Below are 19,597 nucleotides of genomic sequence, written 5' to 3'. Positions count from 1 at the left end.
GTAGCTTCATCTCTACGAATTTGGTTCAGGCTAAGGAATCAGCATGACGCAATCGGCAGCACAAACCGTTTCCTCGTTGTGGCCACGCATCGGATCGCTGGGCAGCCTTCCAACGCCGTCGGGTGCTTCGACTTTTACTGTAGAGAAGGTCACTACTGATCACGTTGAATTGAGCGTGGGCGCCAGTAACATGATGCTGATGAAAGCCGCACTCGAATCGGCGCTGAAGTACTTGCACCAGCACGCTCACAATGCGGTAAACCCCTGTGTTATCGCGTCGAATAACAAACCGCAAAAGGCCGGGCCCCTGTGCCTCGCTACCCGAGTAAATCTGTTGGGCACCTACGGGCCTCGCAATGTGACCTATGTGCTGCCCATTTTGCAGGCGCTGGGCTTGGTCGAAATAAATGCGAAGCGCCCGGCCTCGGTGTGGCTGACAGGTGCCCCGGTAGCAGTAACGGCTGTGCTGCCCGATACCCAGGCTGCCGATGACCTCGCTGGAACATTGCTGACACCCGATCAACTGGCCTTCGCCAATCACCTGAGCGTGCTCTGGACGGGTGAGTTTTCACATCGCTATGAAGTCAGCAAACATCACGCCTGGAAGTCGTGGAAAGCGCGCAGCCCGGGAAGCGAGTGGTGGTGCGAGACCTTGTCTCAAGCAGCGGAACATTACTCTTGGCCCGAAAAAGCCGCTCCCCTCGACTTCGCCAGCATCGGCGCAACACTGCGTGCGGCACTTGCGATAAATGACGACATTGGCGCACGAAACGCGTGCCTGGCCATCTTCGAGTGGGGCGGTGTCGCCCGCAAGGCAGACGATGCCTCATTGCTTTGGGTCAATGCCCGGTGCGAGGAGGGGACGCTGTGCCGTTCCATTGTGCACGCGGTAAAACTGCTTCAGCCCCAGAGCACTCAATCCCTGAGCGAGTTTGATGGCAAGAAGCTGTTGATGAACTCGGCGATGACCAAGATCTATGCCGCCGCAGATCCCGATAACGTCGTTATCTACGACGGCCGAGTGGGTGCGGCGTTGGGGCTGTTGGTGCGTCGCTGGCTGGTGGCGAATGGTCAGCGTGTCGTGCCTGCGGATTTGGCGTTCCGGTGGGGGCCGAATCACAAGACCAAAACCAATAAGGCGGAAACGCGAAATCCTTCGCAGGGCGGGTTCGTTTACGTTGATTTGTACTCGGTGTCCGAAAAGCCGGCGGTGCGTAATCAGGCTTGGGCGGAGCTGGTGCGGTTGAGTAATCGCATACTGCAACGAGCTCGCGCGGTTCTTGCTTGTAGTGGGCAGGATGTGCAGCTGGCGGCGTTGGAACGGGCGTTGTTTATGGTTGGGTATGATGTTTGTTGGGGGGTAGTTCGCGTGGGGACAGGACCTACGTCATCCATCACTGATCGTGTCCCCGAAGTGGTGTAACCGACCCAACCGAAGGCGGCCTGCGCGCGAAAGAGGATGATCATCGTGGTTCTTGGCTACTTTAAGTTTGCGACGCGTCGCCCCGCTGGCAATTAACTGATCCGCCAGACCGGGCCAAGATCTTGGGGTCGGAGGTGACGGGCGACGGGCTGGGCCTATGCGGCTTCGGCAACGAACAGCCTGTCTGCTGCCTGTGCCGCTGACTCGACTGTCTCGACGCGCAGATCGTGTTTGTCGCCGGCCTCTTCAAGCGCCTCGATGGAGCGTCTTAGCAAGTCAATCTGGCGTTCGCTGTAGGTCGGGTCATCAAGGGCGGGGCGAAAAACGACAAGCTCGAAGTGTGATCTAGGGAACAACTTGTCGTCTCGATCACGAACCACCAACAAGTCGAGCAAGCGCGCCTTGTTGCGCTCGAACATGGCCGACAAGGTGCTGCCAGGAATGAGCTTGCCGGTGTTGATGGCTGTGCGCTCGCTAAGATAAAACAGCTTGGATGGACGAGCCTTGTCGGATACATGAAACGAGGTATGAAAATAACCTGCAAGGCGCGGGTTTCTGTGTAAAACAGCGCTCTCGAACAGCTTGGGCCATGAGTCGCGCGTGGAACCCGTCGCATACTCGCAGTCGTCAATTGGATCCTCGTCTTCCACAACGTCAAAATCTAGTGCGGCAAGACTCGCCGTCATGGACACGGCCTGGCGGAGTAGCCCGAGCAGGTCACAGGAAGCCGTTACCCTTACTTTACCCAATTGCATTCCCGCGGCTGGAGGTGTCCAACCCTCGAAGCGCCCCGCCAACTGTAGATGCCTGCTCAGGCTCAAGCACGCGATCTGAATCAGTTTGGTCATGCCGACCGATTGAGGACCGAACATTGCCTCCAGCACATGAGGGCGAATGGCAGGCGAGACGCGACACTCGCCGTTCTCTCCCACCGCCGCTACTGCAATGGTAAGGCGTTCTTCTGAGGCCATCATGGGCTCGAGATAGATGGCGGCCCAACTGCCGGCGAACGAGGGCACCGCAGGTACGGATTGCATCAGGGAGTCTAGATTAAGCATTTAATTTCAAACTCCCCTGTTGTTCGGGCTTGATTCGTTCGTAGAGGTGATCGCCAAGGATTGCGATGCGATCCTTGAGGAAGGATAACAGCAGACGATGCGTTTCGAGAGGCAGCGCATCAGAGCCGCTGGATTCTATTAGCGCGATTGACTGCCTGCCTCTGACCTCTGCCCATTCCCGCGATCCAATGGCCGTACGCTGAGCCAGTACATCGTCGGTACAGATTTCGATCTGTAAATCCAAGAGCCTGTTCAAATGGTAGTCGTCGGACCGTTCGTGTGGGTTCATACCCAACGGGATGCAGAGGCCGTGATCGATCAGGAAGAAGCCGGAGCCATCATAAAGCAGGTTTCCGTCATGCCTGTCAGGATTTGCTATGAGCTCGTCGAAGCAGGCGGCTGGCAACAGCGATGGCCAACGCTCAAGTTCGCCCAGGATCGATGCGTCATCAGTGCAAACGAACTGTGAAAGGTTCGGGTGACTTGAATCTACGCTGCCGTAATGCCATACGTCTTCATGGTCCATTAGCAAGACGGGCTCGGGAATAGGCAGGCCGGCGGCGCGCCCTATTGCTGCGCAGATAATTTCAACTGCGATTTCGCGGGTTGAAACCCGTTCAGCCACCACTGCGATTTCGCCGCTGGCTGTCGCAGCGATTCCGCGCACGGGGCGGTTGGCGCCCTGGCCGACCGCCCCGTGCGCCGGGCAACAGGCGACCTACCAGTAACTTGGTTTTGCCAGCCGCCATCGTGTGCTCCCTTAGCTGATGTTCTTGTTATTGAGATGATGCTCGTTATTGACGGAGAAGCTGAGTCGTCCAAGTGGTCTTGAGGAAATCCGGCCCTAGGTCGCGGCGGTATGAATGCTGCAAGAAATTGGACGGGAAAGGCATATAAAAATCGCAACAAAACCTGTCAGCCAAGGCATGGCCAGTGGTGAGCGCCCTAACGCGACCGGTACTGCTGGCATGCCGCGCCCGGCGGTCGCACTCGGTGGCGAGCTAACGTCAAATCCTCGCGCAACGCGCTTTTGAAGCAACGAAAAACTGCACCCCGAGCGCCTCGCCTTGGTGAATTTGTTGCTGGGCGAGACTTTCCACACCTACACGAAGGGCACGTCGGCCAGATGGGAGCAGCGCCGGGGTAATCTGAACAAGTCAAATAACCTATTGATTTTTATGAGCTTGTATCTTTTAGTTTTTTGTTTGGAATACTCTTTGGAATACTCAGTCCACTTGCCATCCTCTGAGATCTGACGCATCGGGCAGTTCAAATCTCACATTATCCAAAGGCATCCGATCAAGGCGTCTATCCCTTATAGACGTCGCGTCTAAATTCCGCTGTCTGATGGCGATGAAAAATATGCAAGCTAAGAGTGGGCTCGTGATTCACGACCGCCTGGTAAAAGGGTTTTGTAAGGCGGCCGGCTCTGTGCCACTATCCCTGCCCCTGACTTGGATGTAGGCGATGTTCCTGATTCGAGTTTTCTTCCGAATACAGTAGGGATGCTAATGGCTGATTACAGTATTGACCCAGCGTACGACAAATGCCGCGCGTTCATTGATGGTTGGCGCCTGAAAGGCAGGAGCTGGGAAGATATCGCCAGGCTCGGCCGGATGGGGGAGTCACTTGAGAAAGTCAATGACTGGTTCCTATCGCAGGAGGAAATGGACGACTGGCCTTCGCTAGGCAATAGCCCAGAAGAGCGGTTTGAACGCTGGAAGGAGGTCGTTCGGCGCAAGGAGCAGGCGGAACAGCAATCTGTCGCCGCGACGAGACCCTTGATCTTTGTAGGAGCGGAAGAGGCCGAGCCGGGCATGGCCGTGCCGCAAGACGCGCGAAGTGCATGGCAGCTCTACAAAAAACACCTGATCGCGCAAGGCTGGAAGGAAGACTCGGTCGATAATATTCAGAGATCTGCGGTGCGCGTCCTCCAGCGCCTTCGGCAGGCCACAAAAGATCGCATGGCTGTAAAAGGGCTTGTGGTCGGGCATGTACAGTCCGGCAAGACAGCCAACATGGCTGGCTTGATTTCCATGGCAGCCGACTATCGATGGAACCTTTTCGTCGTGCTGACCGGGACGCTCGAGAACCTGCGGGTACAAACCAGTAAGCGTCTGGTCGGCGACCTGTTCCAGCATGATGGTAACGTCAGTTGGAAGTCGATCGAGCATCCGTCGAGAAACAGCCCTTACGGTGCCCGTGCGCAGGACATGCAGTTCGACGCTGGCCGAAGAGACCGCCACCTTGTTGTTTGCCTGAAGAACCCGGCCCGACTGAGGCATCTCATTGACTGGATCAAGGCACACCCGTTGGGGATGTCGCAGATGCGGCTCGTGGTTATTGATGACGAAGCGGATCAGGCGGGTATCAATTCGAATGACGTTTCGAAGGCTGAGCGTACCGTCATCAATGGGCTCATCCTGCAGTTGATCAGTTTGCCGCTGCAATGCGTGAATTACGTAGCGTTCACTGCCACACCCGCCGCCAACTTTCTCAATGAAGGACCTGGCGATACCCTGTACCCATCGGATTTCATAGCAGCGCTGCCGCAGGCGGACGAACATTTCGGGCCCGTGCAGATTTTCGGTTACGCCGAGAATGAGAAGGAGCCGCTTGGAATCGTTCGTGAAGTTTCCAAAGAGGATCTGGAGCAGGTTGGTAGCCTTCACCGGGGGGAAGACCTGACACTGCCTCACGCGCTGGAAGAAAGCCTGATCTGGTACCTGTGCTGCGTGGCAGTAATGCGATTGTCAGGCGCTGCAAAACCCGTGAGCATGTTGATCCATACCAGCGCAAGGCAGCTTCATCATGATTTCATGAGCAAAGCGGTGCAGGCAGCGCTCGAAAAGTGGTCGGAGTATGGTGACGATCAGTTGACCGCCACTTTCAGGCCTGTGTGGGATAGGGTCTCGTCAGGCCTGGATGTTGCGCAGTTTGCTGAGCGTTTCCCTGACTACGGACGGCTCTCCGAGCTTTTTGAACTGCCGACGTTTGACAGTTTTTTTGCAGAAGTCCGGACACTTCTGGATACGGTGACGGCTATCCAGTTGGATGCGGACTCTGAACGGATGTACCACCGCGGTATTCACGTGTGCGTCGATAACTGCGCCAATAACGGGGTGACCGATGAGAACGAGGTTCGGCGGCTCTTCTACCCAGACGCGGCGCAAGGCCTGAATTTCTGTACGGCGTTCATCGTTATCGGCGGCGGCACGCTTTCTCGGGGACTGACAATCGAAAATCTGGTCAGCACCTTTTTCCTGCGGGGGTCGGCGCAAGCAGATTCCCTCATGCAGATGGGGCGCTGGTTTGGGTACCGCAAAGGCTATGAACTGTTGCCTCGCATCTGGATGTCCGATGATACGAGAGGAAAGTACGAGTTCTTGACAGTCGCGGAGGAGGAGCTTCGTGACGATCTGCAGCGCTTCATGCACGGTGGCGCCAAGCCTGAGGAGTTCGGTCCTCGCGTCCGTGTGCATGCGAGGCTCTCTTGGATTCGCCCGACAGGTGCGAACAGGATGCAGCGTGCGATCAAGGCGACATTCGACTTTTCGGGAATCAATCGGCAAACAACCGTTTTCCATGACGGCGATGATGCTGCCGCGGTGCTCAATGCCAATTTGTCGTTAACGGAGAAATTTCTGAGTTCGGCAGGTACCCACCCCGAAAAATCCGAGTTGAAGGGCGCCAACAGCCTTGTCTGGCGTAACGTTGAAGTAAATCGGGTAGCCGATTATCTGGCGGGCCTGTCGTTCCATCCCGGAAATCAGTTCTTTTCGGACATGAAAGCCTTTCAGAAATGGCTCGATGAGCACGCTGAAAAGGCCGGCTACATGAATTGGAACGTCGTGGTGGCGGGCAGCACACCGAATCAAAAAAACAGCTGGGAGATTTCTGGCAAGACTGTTGGTCGGGTCAACCGTAGTCGCTTCGCCGATAAACGTTCGGATGGCGGCGTGTCCATTGGTGCGCTGAGAGATCCGAAGGATCTATTGGCGGATGCCCACGGCCTTGAAGAGCGTGATCTTTCGACGGCGAGTTTCCGTAATTCCGACGTGGCAAAGCTTCGTGGCAAAGGTGGTGTCGGAACAGTACCTCAACTGCTGATCTATCTCATTGATAAAGACAGCGGCGTACGTCCTACAAAGGTCGCCGCTGCGCCGCGCCGAGAGAGGCAACCCCTCAAAGCCAAGGCGCACATCATAGGTATCAGTCTTTATCTGCCTGGTTCGCAAGGCAAGCAGAAAAGCTACGTCACTCACGTGACGGTCAATATTCCCGAAATCTTCATGGCATCGGAAGATGATCTTGAAGAAACGGTAGGCGTGATCTGACCTATGAAGTATTACAGCCTCCAACTGCAGCCCATGCAGGAATCCGGCGCATTCCTGCTTCGCGCGCTGCAGAACGAAGAAACGCCTTTGCTGGACTTGCTGGTACGCGAATCCGTTCAGAACGCGCTCGACGCAGGGCGCAACGGTAATCAGGCGCTACCGGTTTCGGTAGACTTTCATATTCGCGAGCATTCGCTGGACGCCATCGCCTCCACGTTCAGTGAAGGGCTGAACCTGCAGATGCTCGGGAAACGCTATCCGCGTACTCCGAAACTGCTTGAAATTCGCGATTCAGGTACCGAGGGGTTAACGGGGCCGATGACCTTCGACAGCGTGGAGGCTAACGGTCAGCATGGCAATTTCCTGAAGCTGGTGTTCGAAATCGGCCGGACTCGCGCGGATGACAGTGCGGGCGGTTCGTGGGGGTTGGGCAAGACCTGTTACTTCCGCATGGGAGCTGGCTTGGTCATCTACTATAGCCGGATCAAGACGGCCGACGGGTATGAAGAGCGGTTGGTGGCTTCGCTGGTCGAAGATGAAAGTCGTGTCGACCGCCTGCAGCTCACGACGCAAACCGGCATTGCCTGGTGGGGGGCGAATGACAGCTTGCGAGCGATCACGACGCCGGAGCATATCCACGAAATCCTGAAGGCATTGGGTGTCCGGCCGTTCACCGGTAAAACAACTGGAACGGCAATCATCATTCCATTGCTCAAGGACAACCTGCTGCCCGTGTTCGACGAAGAAGGCGGGCCGGCGCCATGGTGGTACAGCAGTTACGAAGATTACGTGAATGTTGCGATCCAGCGCTGGTTCAGTGCGCGGCTGGATAACCCCTTCTTCGCCAGTGGTAGATATCTGAGTGCATCGGTGAACGGCAAGGAGATAGCCAGCGCGGACATGTTGCCGACATTCCGGGTGAGTCAGTGCCTGTATGACCGCGCGGTAGGAGAGGCTCCAGAGGAGGAAGATTATCTTACGGCCAGAGGTGTCAAGAGTAATGATGTGCTCTGCAGAGCTATTCAATTACGCGGTGAGTTCGTGGGTAGTGGTCAGGCGGGCTGGGTGCTTGCTGTGGCGATAACCCCACGCCAGTTGCAAATGGATGCGCCAGACAATGCGCCCAGCCCGGAAACCTGCATCTTCTCCAAGACAGACAGCAGCGCGCCCCATCGACCGATAGTGACGTTCATGCGCTCGCCTGGAATGAACATCTGTTGGGATGACAGTATCGATTCGCGAGGCTGGGCCGGTGGTTTCGCCGGTTTTGCGGACGGCCGATACGTTGTGGCGCTCTTTCTGCCAGATTCGGAACAGGAGCTCCTGCCATCCGAAGCCCGAGGGCTACGCTCGACCATACAGAATCTCGAAGTGTATCTGAGGAGTTGTGAGCGTGCGGATCATGCCGCTTGGATAGACGTAAACGGAGGGCGAGTCGTTGAGAAGATTCGTGCTCAGTGTGGCCGCGCGTTGAAGGATTTCGGCGTACCGCCCCAGCCCAGCGTGACCGTCAAACCTTTGATGCGGATGTCACGCAAACTTGCCGAACTCGTGCTGCCCAGTCGTGGGTTTGGCGGGGATGGGCGGTTTGGCAAGGCGGCGCCGCGTGCGGCCATCGGACAAGGGGCCAGAGGAGGTGCGGTGCTTTCGCCCGAACTGGAGATAATGGAAGTCAGGCATGCAGCATCCGCCATCATCATGAAATGGTGTTTGAGATGGGGGATGGTGCAGCCAAACATACCGAGGGAAATCACTGTTTCTGTAGATTCCGAAGCCGGGCCGATCACCTTTGATACATGGGTTGATAGCGGGCTCGGCGCGTTCCCCTTTCGACTGGAGTCACCCCGCATCAGTAGCGCGACCCCTTCTGTAAAAAGCATGGAAGTTGCCGATGGAACCGGTGTCAGGCTCACGGTTGGTACTGCGTCTGTTCAACCGGGGCTGATGCTGGAGGGGGAGCTTCACGTCAGAATGACTGAATCCGGTGGCAAGTTGTTGCGGCCGGTGATCGGTGTCCGGATTTCGGATGCAAATGGAGTAGCGGAATGAGTACTCGATTGCCGCTATACCGAATGCTGAATGCGCCACTCGGCGACGGAAGCGAGTCAGAAGTGACCTATATCTTCCGGTCAGATGACGGTATTGATCCGGGCGCGACGGCGGTGAGTGGCGATCAATATGCCTTGGGCAAGGACAGTGACTGGAACCCGGCCGAACATCCCTTGGTGGTTCAATGTTTGATCGAGCGGGCTCCCCTTCTGGAGGCCATCTTCGGTCCCCACGGTGTGGTGAGCACGGACGCTGAGGTTTTGCTGGCGCTGGAGTGGGCATCTGCAGACTCCTGCTGGCGAACGCTTGGACCTGTTCATGGCCTGCGGCACGAAGCAGAAGACGAGGACGTGGTGCTCGACATCGAACTGGAGCCCGGGACGGTCAGAGGTAGCGGTCTTCTATCGGTTCAAGCGTTTCTAGGCCTATACGCGGCAGAGTTCGTTCCCGGATTTGCGCATCAGCCAGGCGCACGACTGGGCCTCTTGGCACAGCCAATCGAAATCGTCATCGACGGTGACGGCTCCCTTTTCCCTGTGCTGGAGGAGTCTCTGGGCGAAGAGGGACCACTGTGGGAATTGAAAGCTTGCTGGAGCGATCCACAGGATGAACCATTCTCCAGCGACTACGTCGCGCTTGTACTTAACAACGCCCACCCGCATTTCGAACAATTGCGCGACCGCCGGGCTCTGAATATCGAGCAGTCGCCGTTGATGCGTCAGGTGTTCGCAGCCTGGCTTGCGCTGGTCATTGCTCAGGTCAAGGAAGACATGGGCGCACAGTTCGATACGTATTTGGGCGCGCCCGATGCCGATGAAGGTATCGCGAGTATTGCTGACGCAGTTCGTTCATTCATTCGATTGGGTGATCTGAAAACAGGCTCACTTCCGGAGTTGTTCATATCTACCCAATGCTGGCTTGATCACCGGGTCCGGGAATTGGAGAACGCAGCATGAGTTTCCCCACACTGAACCTCAAACTGTCGCAGCGCCACTTTGACGAGATGGTCAAAAGCGATGCGTTTCTCCCCGACATGTCCAGTCCGGAAATGGAAGAGGTACGCCGTCAATTACTCGCCATCGTGTCGCTGTATGACTCCACCGCGAGAAGCAATGCCTCAGGCCCTGGCGCCTATGACATGAAAGTTGGCCTTGCCCTGTACCGGGTATTGGCAGAGGCCGGCATGGACATTCGCACCGCCGCAGATGATGGCTGGTGGCGCTTTCTCTCCCTGCGGGTGCTGCCGGATCTGGTGAAAAGTCGTTGGGACAGCGCACCACCTGTGCGGTACTGGAAGGGCCGAAGCCGCATCTGGTTGCGGGCGACGTGGTGGACCGTCCACCTTACGTGGCAGGGCTCCGAGGAAAGTACCCGAAGAGTACTGGAGAGTGTGACCACGGATACGGTAGTGCAACTGGTCGAGCGGCCTGGTAAGGGCGGCTTCAGGATTGATCTGACACGGCTGATTTTCAGGATGCGTCGGTTGCGCAAACCTTCCCAGGATCAGTTCAGGGCAATCATGAAGCTCAATACGGCGCAGATCGTGCTGAAGGAACCCCTGTTTTGCGAGGGCGGTTTGTTCGGCTACGTGGACGCGCTGTTTGCCGATGTGGGATGCGCGCCCATCGATTTGGATAGTGACCATGACTGATCTTCTGAAAGAGATCCAGGAAGGCTTTGCCAACCTTGACGAGAGCGGCCGAATGTTGCCCATCAAGGCGATGCCAGCAGCGTGCCCGGCGTGGGTCTTTCGAGAAGGTGACAGGTTTGGTGTTGCTGTTGAATGCTCCGAACCCCTGGAGATTTCAGAAGGGTTCGCCGGCGCCAGCCTCCGGACAGTGGAGCGGGTTGTCGGGGGGCAGCATCGGCGCTTCCTGCGGCTGGAGTCGTCCATTGAATGGCTCCGCAACGAGTTCGGGCTGATCTGCGAGCATATGATCAGCGTCGGGTCCGGTACTGCTGTACGCCAAGCGCTGCTGGCTGACCCGCTGGTTTGGTGGCAACGGTGGCGGCACCTGCTGGGCAATGCACTGATCGACAGGCATGGCTATGACGTGCTTGCTGAACTGCTGGCCTTGGAAACTCTGGTCATCAAAGGGGTCGCCTTTGAGTGGAGTGGCCCTTTCGGCGGCGTGGTTGACATCAAGACTCCAGCGACCGATTACGAGGTCAAGTCGACGATTAGCCGCTACGGGGCCATGGTCAACATCTCCGGGCAGTTCCAGCTGGCCGCCTCATCCGGTAAGCCTTTACAACTGCTTCACTTAAGGTTCGAGCCGGTCGACGATGGTCTGTCGATCGATCTCGTTTGTGATCGTCTCATTGCGCTCGGCGTCGATCCAGCCATGCTGGAAGGCGCGTTGCAGCGGCTCGGGATGGAGGCGGGATGTTCCGTGCGGAAAGAGGCGTACAACCTCCTCGAGGCACGATCCTATACGGTTGATGACAGTTTTCCCCGGATAACGCCTGCGAGTTTTATGGGTGGAGTTCTGCCAGCAGGCGTTGTTCAGTTTGAGTATAGGATTGATCTTTCTGGCCTGAAGTCTCAGCAGTTATAGAGATTAACTTTAGTTGCGCGCCGGTTAGCGATTCAACCCACCAGTCCAACTGTATTCCATCACCGACTCGGGCGTGCACTTGCTCGCGCAGCGATCACCGAGCATTTGATAAACCAAGCACACAAAACAGGGACATACCGTTTGCCGATCGTGTGCGGTGACTGACAGGAGGGCGGCATGTCCACCCCCGGCACTTTTTCCGAGAGTCGCTACTCGTGATGGGTCAATAGGCAAACGGTCGCTTTGCTCGGCTGACCAAGGCCGGGAAGCGTAATTCTGCTCCAGTGATCCGTTCCAACAATGCTCGGGAGCTAGGCCATTTTCCATCGAGACGAAGGTGCAGGCTGGGCGGGCCGCTAGATGCTGCAGTGTCGGTAAACAATGCCGGAGGCTACCGGCGATGGAGCTGCCTCCATGGAGGTGCAGAATAGCCGGCTTAAATGGCCTGAGCGTCGCGGTCAGCTGGAGGGCACGGAAGGAAAAGTGGGCCAAGAGATATGTTGTAGATTACAATCCGGCACGGCCTCCAGAAGCCATGTCATTTCTGCTTCCGGCTTGCGGATTCCGCACTCCCAAAGCTCGAAGACACGCCAACCCTGTTGTAACAGTTCGTTCCTGTTTCTTATATCTCGCTTCACGTTCTGCTCGAATTTCGAGCGCCAGAATTCTTCGCGAGAACTGGGGTTGGTCGCGTACTTGCATCCGGGGTGCCTGTGCCAGAAGCAGCCTTGAATGAAGATGCAAAGGCGGTGGCGAGGTAACACTACGTCGGGGCGACCTGGAAGCTCCCGTGGATGCAATCGATACCTGAATCCATGCCTGTGCAGCAGCTTTCGGACTTTTATCTCCGGGATTGTATTGCTGCCCCGGATGCTGGCCATCATGCGAGACCTGACTTCTTTGCTGACTATGTCCATAAATCCCCCCCTAGATGTGCCTGCTCTTGTTGAAGGATACGACCTTTGAAACTGCGCTAGCGCTCCCGAGGCCAATACAAATCGTTGATCTTTTCGCTGGGCGCGAAGGGATGGGTAATGGTTTTGCTGCGTCAGTGACGGACCATCGATTGAAATTGTGTTTTCCGCCGAGAAGGAGCCTGTAGCTGGGATTGTTGACCACTCCAAAGCACGCGCCGAGGGGATGTGATCGTCGCGAGCGCGGCTGCAGTGCGCTGCTGTCCTAATCCTGGTAGAGTATCGCGACTCGGCTGCCTACGCGGTTGCCATTCCTGATTTTTTGACCAATGATGCCCATGACTCAATACCAGAACCTCCTTTTCCCGCCGAGGGCGATCGCCGAGCCAGCTGTTGCAGTTGAGGACGCGATCCAGATCGTCGACCTTTTCGCTGGCCCTGGCGGGTTGGGTGAGGGTTTTTCATCCTCCGGTGATGGCCGTCATTTCGATATCATCGTTTCTGCCGAAATGGATCCTGTCGCCAGGAGGACGCTTAGACTGCGTGCTTTCTACCGCTTGCTCAAGCGCGAGTACCCTCAAGGACTGAAGGATTACTACCAGTACTGCAATGGCGAGGCAGCAGAGCCTAGCACCCCTGAAACAGCAGAATTCTGGAGCCGGGCCGATCAGGAGGCACGGCAGATAACCTTGGGTTCGGATGCGGGCGACAAGGAGTTGAATGAGCTCATCAACGACAGATTGAATAAGAAAGGGCGTCCATGGGTCCTCATTGGCGGCCCCCCATGCCAAGCGTATTCGATTGCTGGTCGAGCCAGAAACCAAGCCAAGCAGGGCTACGTACCTGAGAATGATCATCGGCATTTTCTATACAAAGATTATCTGCGCATCATCAAGGATTATCGCCCTACTGTTTTCGTTATGGAAAATGTTAAAGGGATCTTGTCTTCCAAAGTTGGAGGTAAGGGAATATTTGCGCAGATTTTGGAAGATTTGGTGGATCCTACCAAAGCATTGGATAATGCAGAAGGCGGGCAAAAGTACAAGATCTGTTCTATGGTTTCCGAAGAGTCGTTCAGCTCTTCAGATTGTATAGACAAGGTAAACCCAAAGTCCTTTATCATCGAAGCAGAAAAATACGGCATCCCACAAGCTCGCCATCGTGTCATCCTTCTGGGAATAGCGATCGATGAGCACGGTAATATTCCGTTTCATGAACTTTTGAAAACAGCCGACCCGGTCTCGGTGAGGCAGGCCATTGGTGACCTGCCGAAGCTTAGAAGCAAACTATCAAGACCTTCGGACTCCCAAGAAGCCTGGTATCGAGTTGTTGCCGACGAAGTAGATGATTTGCTGCATCACGCGGAACTTGAAAATGGCAAATTGATTGAGCCTCTGCGAGCTACTCGGCAAGCACTTTTCAATTCTCCGCAGAGTTCAGGTGGTGAGCGAGTGCAAAAGGAGCTAGGTCTAGGTAATACAGGTATACCATCCTTGAATGCTTGGTATCAGGACGCCGATATCAAATATTGGATGAGTCACGATGCCCGTAGCCATATGCGGTCGGACCTGCGACGATACGTGTTTGCAAGTACCTTCGCTGAGCACAACAAATACTCGCCCAAGGGCCATCAGCAATTTTCACTTCCAGGCCTCGCTCCCGCCCACAAGAATTGGGAAAGCGGTAAGTTTAGTGATCGCTTCAGGGTGCAGCTTGCAGAGCTTCCTGCAACTACTATCACCAGCCATATCTCGAAGGATGGGCACTACTTTATTCACTACGACCCTGCGCAATGTCGTAGCTTGACCGTTCGCGAGGCCGCGCGGCTTCAGACCTTCCCAGACAACTATTATTTCGAAGGGAATCGAACCCAGCAGTACCACCAAGTGGGCAATGCGGTACCGCCTTTATTGGCAAACAAAATCGCGGAAATTGTTTATGACGTTGTGTGTCGGCGGGTTGCCGAACGTCAAGATATTATGGGTAAACGATCTGCACAAAATGAATCGACTCCGATTTCCTAGACAAATCCGACAGGCTGCTTTTGGCCGACATCCGCCTTGGTGATCGGCAGGTGTCGGCCAGTAGCGGACGCTTTCGGACTGAACGAGCCCCCCGCCGACCATAGACACGAGGCCAACGAGTTCGTAATCTCTGAGCAGGTCTTGTCGCTTTCTCTCCTTTGCCCATGTCGCGTTTCTGACGTTACACTCAAGCGGTACAAGAGATGACATCTGAACGAGGACCTTTATACGACGCAAGTAGTGGGGAGAACTACCCCGCAAGTTCCTCGACTTATACTTAGGCCAGATTATACAAGGATACTTCACCTATGCCTCCTCCCGTTCAACTTGTGCTGTCTGGAGTCGTTCATCCTAGAAGGGAACAAATTCCTGGAGTTGGTGATGTAGCCATTCATCCAGGTTCCGGCAAAACGCCATATATAGACGCAACCATATTTGACGGTGGCTCTTGGCGAGCCTTAGACCTTAAGGGGTTCGGCGTTAGTCTAGGCAGCAGGGCCTTTGGGTATTCGAGTGATATCGGACCTCTCATGCGTCAAATAGCATCTAAGATCATTAGCTACAAAGGCGCATTCGTTTATTACGACTATCCCGCCGACAGTAAAAGGCGAAAATACATCTTTCGTGGCATTCCATTCTCTTCGTTTGTGCAAATTAACCCTTGGAGCTTAAATTAAGTACAGGGGGGCTTAACACCCTACGCCAGTGGCGCGATTTAATCTAGGCGTTAGTATCGGCCGGGTGCGAGCGACCGCTTTTGGCCGACTTCAGCTGGTCGTAACTGGCCGGAGTCGGCCAATAGCTGCTGCTCATGAGTGAGTGGTTGCCCGTCAGCAAGGACAATCTTGCCCGTATATACGGTTTTTTTCCGGTTGGTTAACACTGCCTACCTAGTGCACACATAGCTCTTGCGTTGATCACTCGAAATTGTCATCTATACTTTGCTCTGATCATCAACAGATTGGGGAGTATGTCTCTGTCCCTTCCGCAGAAGGCTGTCCTAGCATTTGAACGCCATGGGGCAATGAATTCCGCCCGATAATTGAGGGCGGCGTTCGATGCGCTGAGACTTGGCTCGATGGCTCATCATTACCTCTGTGGTGGGCACTGGCGCAAAACCGAAAGCTTCATCGTCCAAGTGATCCTCAAGAAGCATTTGAAGCAGGTTTTCTGCTGCGGTTGCAGCAGGCGCCGATCATGCGGCATGAAGCCGTCACCTCCCAATCAACCAGCTTTAATGCTTGAGTCTGTTATTGACGTTTGAGACGTTGCTTTCCCGCCAAACCCTCCGATCAGGCGATCTTTGATCGCGCCGATCGGAGGGTTCACTCGCTTTTTCTCGAAGCCACCTCGTCCTACTCTTCCATTTTAAAATTTGATTAGCTCCACGTCTTCTTTCACCCGTCAGTAATTGCCCGCGATCTCTATCGAGTGCAACGGAACCAAGCTCGTCGTAGGGATTTGGCTAGATATGTGGCGACAATGGCGACACCGGCGACAACCCATGCAGGACGGGGCTTGGAGTGTGGCGACAGAAGTGGCGACAGTCGCCACTTCTTGTGCATTTTCGCCGTGATGCTTGGCCACCTTTTCGAGTGGGCATAAAAATTGGCGCACGGATCGCTGTTGTTGACAGCACCAGCCCAGGTAGCCAGAACCTTCAAGGCTACGCCGCTTGCGTGGTGGTTCTCCCGAAGTGCGATGAGCGTCCGGCGGCTCGCACGGTCACTCCTCAAGAGTGGTGGATGCCTACTCGGTTTATCTGTCCATCGCGGCAGACGAAGGACCTTCCTCTCTTCGCTGCAGCAACCTCACCTCTCGGCACACTCGCTGCGCCAACCGCGCCCGTCTCTTTCTCCCGGAAAGAGACGGGCTCTCCTACCGCTGCTGCAGCCCAACTCCTACAAGGCTTTGCGACATTCCCCTTCGTGACAATCGGTGTGACAAACACCGAAGTCACCAGCAAGAGCGATGCAGATGATGGTGCCGCAGCCTAGGGAATGGACTGCACCTGACTGACAGTCAGGCACGCCCTGGTCATCTCGTCACTACCTTCACCCGAGACTCAGGATCTTGCGGCGCCGGTCTCGTCAGCCAGCGTAGCCTCCACCCGTCCACTTCTCTTGAAGTGTTCAGGAGGTCAGATCATGAGATGCCCAAGCCCCGGTCGTAAAGAGCCGCCAGTCCCGCGTTAGTGGACAGCCCTCACAGGTCGCAGGGGCCTTGATCCCTGATAACACTCAGCATCCTTGGCGGGATGACGTGGGGGGCTCAAAGATTAGATTGCGGGTCGAGCTTGATCATTAGTCGGGCGTCAAGGCGGGCACAATTTTGAATGTGGGCGCCAGTTGAGCTATGCCGGCCCGCGAGCATTGCGAGATATGTTGGGCGCTGATCACTACAGCACCGTGAAAGCACATACTGATCGCTGGAAAGCATTTACCCAATTGGGCAGATCAGGGATCTTTGATAAAAATCACATCAATAAAATTAAAAAACGAGGGAGCAGCCCCCTCGCTCTGTGTCACGCGATATGGTTCCAAAGTTTAATCGAGTCGGATTTATACCAAACTACGTCGTTCTCCTTTGAGAGAAGCAAGAACACAATTTCTTCAAGAGCCGGCAGATAAAACTCTTCTAAAACCAACCGACACCCCGTCGAGTAGTTTTCGCTAGAAATATGATACTCCGTCTCTTTATTGTGAACGACTGAGCATCTTATCCGATAAAGCACCGTTGAAAAGAATTTACAAAATGAAGCCTGACTATTAACGGAGTTTCTTGTAGTACTTAACTTAGCAAGAAAATCATCAATTTCACCAATGTTGGTGGCTTGAGCAGTAATGAAGGCGATCCATAACCGATATATTTCTTGCCCTATAGTGTTCGCACCGAATGGAAGGTCAAAAGTCACTTTCATCAGGGAGTAGACAGCATCCAGCTCATTAGTTTCAACTGCCTTATAAAGGCTCTTGAAGTCCCGAATGGAAAACATGACTCCATTCCTCGAGCGCTCAAGCTTGACTATAGGGTACTTAAACATAAAATTTTCTATCACATGATATATTGATAGATACTTGGATAACACATCTCTCCTCTCAACATACTCACCCATAATCTGCACCACCTCACCAAACTGTGCATAATTTAATACTGGGTCGTAGCTGTTGATCGAGGAGTTTTTAGGCGACTTCAGATACTCAATACTTTTGGTTACTTTTTCCCCCCGCGCTAGCATGTATATCTTTAGCAGAGAGATTACATTTTCCTTGTTGGCTATACACGCTGACTTACCAAGCAAGAATTCTGTACTTTGCGAAAAATCAATAACACCAGATAAAGAGGCTAGGCTGTACCATAGCTCAGTATCGGCTTGCGAGTCAGCTAAAATCTCCAATGAGCTTTGCTTGCTCGGATTGAACCAAGCTAAGTTGCTGTCTATTGGGTTTACATTAGAAATAAATGCTCCAGAGGAGAATCCCAACGCACAAGGAATTACCCCAAAATCAGGATTAACTTCTTCATCTGGAATAACACCAACAAGTTCACAAATCTTGGCAGACACAGTTAGCTGATATGAGAGTTTAGTGAAGCTGAAGCCTGGATAATTACCAAAATCGTCATTAAATCTCTGCAAGGCCGACTTTATTTTTACAAAGTCTATATTTGAAGAATGTGACCTGTGTTTTTCTTCAAGCTCTAACTTCAATGCAGATAACTCATCACAAATCGCGTCAAAATTTTCTTGCGAGCCCGGATCCAAGGCTTCCCAATATGCTTCATCGGCATCTTCTGAGATTCTTTTAATTTCTGTTGTCAAAAGTGAGTAAACAGCGTCAATCTTCTTCATAACGCTTCTCCCTCAAAGGCAGAGCGCCAGTTTACTTGGCTAGAAAAACCGCTTTGAATAAACCTCCCAATTGACCTGAATATTATCCTTTTGCTAACCGCACCTATATTAATTTTTGCCAAATCCAAACTTTTTCGTGCCAGTTCATAACCAGGAACATCAACAGCAGCAAAATTTTGAGCAAGCAGCCTGCAATTACCCAAGAAATCCTCGGGACTTTTAGAGCACTCCCCAAGGGCAGCAAACACCGCAGTCAATGAGGTATCACGGCCCATCCATTGAACACCTTCGGCACCAAAGCTTTTTTCCGCCCCTATGTCAATTTCATATAACGCCCTGACAAATCGCTCTAAAAAGTCATAATTGAAAACATCTACCAACTCGTAATACTTATCTTCGTCGCCTTGGATTTTTTCAATTAAATTTGAGTTAGTTGATACTGGCTTTTTTTCGACGTAAGAGATCAAGGATGAAATCAGATGGGAGAAATGGAATTCGCCAACGCTTCGCTCTTTGCTGTGCAATGACGATGAGACATCCTTCTCTCTGGAGATCTTTATATGGCCGGCCTTAACTTCAGAAAGCATAGAGAAAATGTTGTTAAATAAAAGCTCAAGCTGATGTCGAATATTTACCGGTTTATGACCGGCATTCAGCAATAGCATTTTCTGAACTTGTTCTCTAGGGCCAAGATTGCTCCAAACCTCAAACCACTGATAGTTCTCCGAGAAGCAACTTTCAAGAGCAGCTCTACCATGAGAATCATACATCCGTTTCAGCTCAATCAAGATGTAGCTTGAGGAGCCAATAGCAACTAGCTCATCCCTATATTTTCTTTTTAATTGAAAATCAGACTCCCCATGCATGCTAGGAGCGATTTTCTCAAGAAACAAATTTTTTGTATCGTTTATTAATTTGAGCCTATGCGTGCGCTGTAGGCCATCAAGAATCTTGAAGCCAGCGACCTCACCATTAACAAGATTATCACCACCATCCAATACCAAAGTAATAGATGGAATGTGCCTCTTATTTAAAACAGTCAAGACAAGCTTGTCTAGGTAGGAGTTGCTCACGATCGCTCGCTGAACATCATACGATGCATAATCTTCCGGCAATGATGAAAGATATTCACTGAGGGATGCTTTTATCAAACTGCAATTCGCTACGCCCTCAGCTTTAACGTCCAACAAGTCAAATCTCATAACACCTTCCTTGATACTTACCTAATTCCGACCATGATGATACCTCATGGCCTCGCTGTCAAAAAATAGCACGTCTTAAAATTTTCGTCACGCTTATCTACTTTTGTTAAACTGAGGGCGTCAATCAATCAACTAACGACATAGCGCCAGTACAAACGGCAAACACCATGCAAGTTACCATC

13 protein-coding genes and 2 pseudogenes are annotated in these 19,597 nt (G+C 53.5%); 9 read left to right on the top strand and 6 right to left on the bottom strand.

What is annotated here, in order from left to right; translation table 11 throughout:
• Positions 1-43: 43 nt before the first annotated feature.
• Complete coding sequence (locus tag AC3WJP_RS16405) at positions 44-1,423, top strand: hypothetical protein (protein WP_493722812.1); 1,380 nt, start codon at positions 44-46, stop codon at positions 1,421-1,423.
• 155 nt (positions 1,424-1,578) lie between these two features.
• Here the strand turns inward: AC3WJP_RS16405 and AC3WJP_RS16400 are convergent, their stop codons facing one another.
• Positions 1,579-2,481 carry a hypothetical protein gene (locus tag AC3WJP_RS16400; protein WP_493722811.1) on the bottom strand — a complete coding sequence of 301 codons (903 nt, stop codon included), beginning with the start codon at positions 2,479-2,481 and terminating at the stop codon, positions 1,579-1,581.
• Positions 2,474-3,148, bottom strand: coding sequence for a hypothetical protein (locus AC3WJP_RS16395; protein ID WP_493722810.1), 675 nt, complete (start codon positions 3,146-3,148; stop codon positions 2,474-2,476). The genes AC3WJP_RS16400 and AC3WJP_RS16395 overlap by 8 nt, the downstream gene beginning before the upstream one ends.
• A gap of 844 nt (positions 3,149-3,992) precedes the next feature.
• On the opposite strand from AC3WJP_RS16395, the gene AC3WJP_RS16390 reads away from it, so the two are divergent.
• Genes AC3WJP_RS16390 through AC3WJP_RS16370 form a run of 5 tightly spaced genes read left to right on the top strand, consistent with a single transcriptional unit; the run spans position 3,993 to position 11,425 of the window.
• Positions 3,993-6,818, top strand: coding sequence for a Z1 domain-containing protein (locus AC3WJP_RS16390; protein ID WP_493722809.1), 2,826 nt, complete (start codon positions 3,993-3,995; stop codon positions 6,816-6,818).
• A 3-nt stretch (positions 6,819-6,821) separates the two neighbouring features.
• Positions 6,822-8,867, top strand: coding sequence for a hypothetical protein (locus AC3WJP_RS16385; protein ID WP_493722808.1), 2,046 nt, complete (start codon positions 6,822-6,824; stop codon positions 8,865-8,867).
• Positions 8,864-9,823 carry a hypothetical protein gene (locus AC3WJP_RS16380; protein WP_493722807.1) on the top strand — a complete coding sequence of 320 codons (960 nt, stop codon included), beginning with the start codon at positions 8,864-8,866 and terminating at the stop codon, positions 9,821-9,823. The genes AC3WJP_RS16385 and AC3WJP_RS16380 overlap by 4 nt, the downstream gene beginning before the upstream one ends.
• A complete protein-coding gene (locus tag AC3WJP_RS16375) occupies positions 9,820-10,518 on the top strand; it encodes a DUF6339 family protein (protein ID WP_493722806.1) in 699 nt (232 codons plus the stop codon). The genes AC3WJP_RS16380 and AC3WJP_RS16375 overlap by 4 nt, the downstream gene beginning before the upstream one ends.
• On the top strand, positions 10,511-11,425 hold the full coding sequence (locus tag AC3WJP_RS16370; RefSeq protein WP_493722805.1) for a PD-(D/E)XK motif protein: 915 nt from the start codon (positions 10,511-10,513) through the stop codon (positions 11,423-11,425). The genes AC3WJP_RS16375 and AC3WJP_RS16370 overlap by 8 nt, the downstream gene beginning before the upstream one ends.
• Positions 11,426-11,449: 24 nt before the next feature.
• Here the strand turns inward: AC3WJP_RS16370 and AC3WJP_RS16365 are convergent, their stop codons facing one another.
• The gene (locus tag AC3WJP_RS16365; protein ID WP_493722804.1) at positions 11,450-11,917 is read right to left on the bottom strand and encodes an alpha/beta hydrolase; all 468 of its coding nucleotides are present in this window, start codon (positions 11,915-11,917) and stop codon (positions 11,450-11,452) included.
• Positions 11,884-12,342: a very short patch repair endonuclease gene (locus AC3WJP_RS16360; RefSeq protein ID WP_493722803.1), complete on the bottom strand. Its 459-nt coding sequence runs from the start codon at positions 12,340-12,342 to the stop codon at positions 11,884-11,886. The genes AC3WJP_RS16365 and AC3WJP_RS16360 overlap by 34 nt, the downstream gene beginning before the upstream one ends.
• Before the next feature lie 335 nt (positions 12,343-12,677).
• On the opposite strand from AC3WJP_RS16360, the gene AC3WJP_RS16355 reads away from it, so the two are divergent.
• The 3 genes and pseudogenes from AC3WJP_RS16355 to AC3WJP_RS16345 form a co-directional block, all read left to right on the top strand.
• The gene (locus AC3WJP_RS16355) at positions 12,678-14,363 is read left to right on the top strand and encodes a DNA cytosine methyltransferase (RefSeq protein WP_493722802.1); all 1,686 of its coding nucleotides are present in this window, start codon (positions 12,678-12,680) and stop codon (positions 14,361-14,363) included.
• Between the two features lie 1,029 nt (positions 14,364-15,392).
• Positions 15,393-15,608 (top strand): annotated as a pseudogene (locus AC3WJP_RS16350) (LasR-specific antiactivator QslA); the annotation flags it as partial.
• A gap of 1,103 nt (positions 15,609-16,711) precedes the next feature.
• Positions 16,712-16,822 (top strand): annotated as a pseudogene (locus AC3WJP_RS16345) (nucleotidyltransferase family protein); the annotation flags it as partial.
• A 65-nt stretch (positions 16,823-16,887) separates the two neighbouring features.
• On the opposite strand, the gene AC3WJP_RS16340 reads toward AC3WJP_RS16345, so the two are convergent.
• Both AC3WJP_RS16340 and AC3WJP_RS16335 read right to left on the bottom strand, forming a co-directional pair.
• Positions 16,888-18,213 carry a hypothetical protein gene (locus tag AC3WJP_RS16340; RefSeq protein ID WP_493722801.1) on the bottom strand — a complete coding sequence of 442 codons (1,326 nt, stop codon included), beginning with the start codon at positions 18,211-18,213 and terminating at the stop codon, positions 16,888-16,890.
• The gene (locus tag AC3WJP_RS16335; protein ID WP_493722800.1) at positions 18,210-19,415 is read right to left on the bottom strand and encodes a hypothetical protein; all 1,206 of its coding nucleotides are present in this window, start codon (positions 19,413-19,415) and stop codon (positions 18,210-18,212) included. Before AC3WJP_RS16335 ends, AC3WJP_RS16340 begins: the two co-directional genes overlap by 4 nt.
• Positions 19,416-19,597 lie beyond the last annotated feature (182 nt).

The sequence above is a fragment of the Pseudomonas sp. GW821-FHT01A09 genome, from assembly GCF_058986725.1.
Note: the sequence above shows the minus strand (reverse complement) of the source record. Positions and strands in the feature narration are given on the sequence as shown.

What these genes read in the sequence shown, in the direction of transcription:
- AC3WJP_RS16360 (WP_493722803.1), bottom strand. Translation starts at nt 12,342, where the DNA reads ATGGACATAGTCAGCAAAGAAGTCAGGTCTCGCATGATGGCCAGCATC.
- AC3WJP_RS16385 (WP_493722808.1), top strand. Translation starts at nt 6,822, where the DNA reads ATGAAGTATTACAGCCTCCAACTGCAGCCCATGCAGGAATCCGGCGCA.
- AC3WJP_RS16335 (WP_493722800.1), bottom strand. Translation starts at nt 19,415, where the DNA reads ATGAGATTTGACTTGTTGGACGTTAAAGCTGAGGGCGTAGCGAATTGC.
- AC3WJP_RS16355 (WP_493722802.1), top strand. Translation starts at nt 12,678, where the DNA reads ATGACTCAATACCAGAACCTCCTTTTCCCGCCGAGGGCGATCGCCGAG.
- AC3WJP_RS16370 (WP_493722805.1), top strand. Translation starts at nt 10,511, where the DNA reads ATGACTGATCTTCTGAAAGAGATCCAGGAAGGCTTTGCCAACCTTGAC.
- AC3WJP_RS16390 (WP_493722809.1), top strand. Translation starts at nt 3,993, where the DNA reads ATGGCTGATTACAGTATTGACCCAGCGTACGACAAATGCCGCGCGTTC.
- AC3WJP_RS16340 (WP_493722801.1), bottom strand. Translation starts at nt 18,213, where the DNA reads ATGAAGAAGATTGACGCTGTTTACTCACTTTTGACAACAGAAATTAAA.
- AC3WJP_RS16405 (WP_493722812.1), top strand. Translation starts at nt 44, where the DNA reads ATGACGCAATCGGCAGCACAAACCGTTTCCTCGTTGTGGCCACGCATC.
- AC3WJP_RS16400 (WP_493722811.1), bottom strand. Translation starts at nt 2,481, where the DNA reads ATGCTTAATCTAGACTCCCTGATGCAATCCGTACCTGCGGTGCCCTCG.
- AC3WJP_RS16375 (WP_493722806.1), top strand. Translation starts at nt 9,820, where the DNA reads ATGAGTTTCCCCACACTGAACCTCAAACTGTCGCAGCGCCACTTTGAC.
- AC3WJP_RS16380 (WP_493722807.1), top strand. Translation starts at nt 8,864, where the DNA reads ATGAGTACTCGATTGCCGCTATACCGAATGCTGAATGCGCCACTCGGC.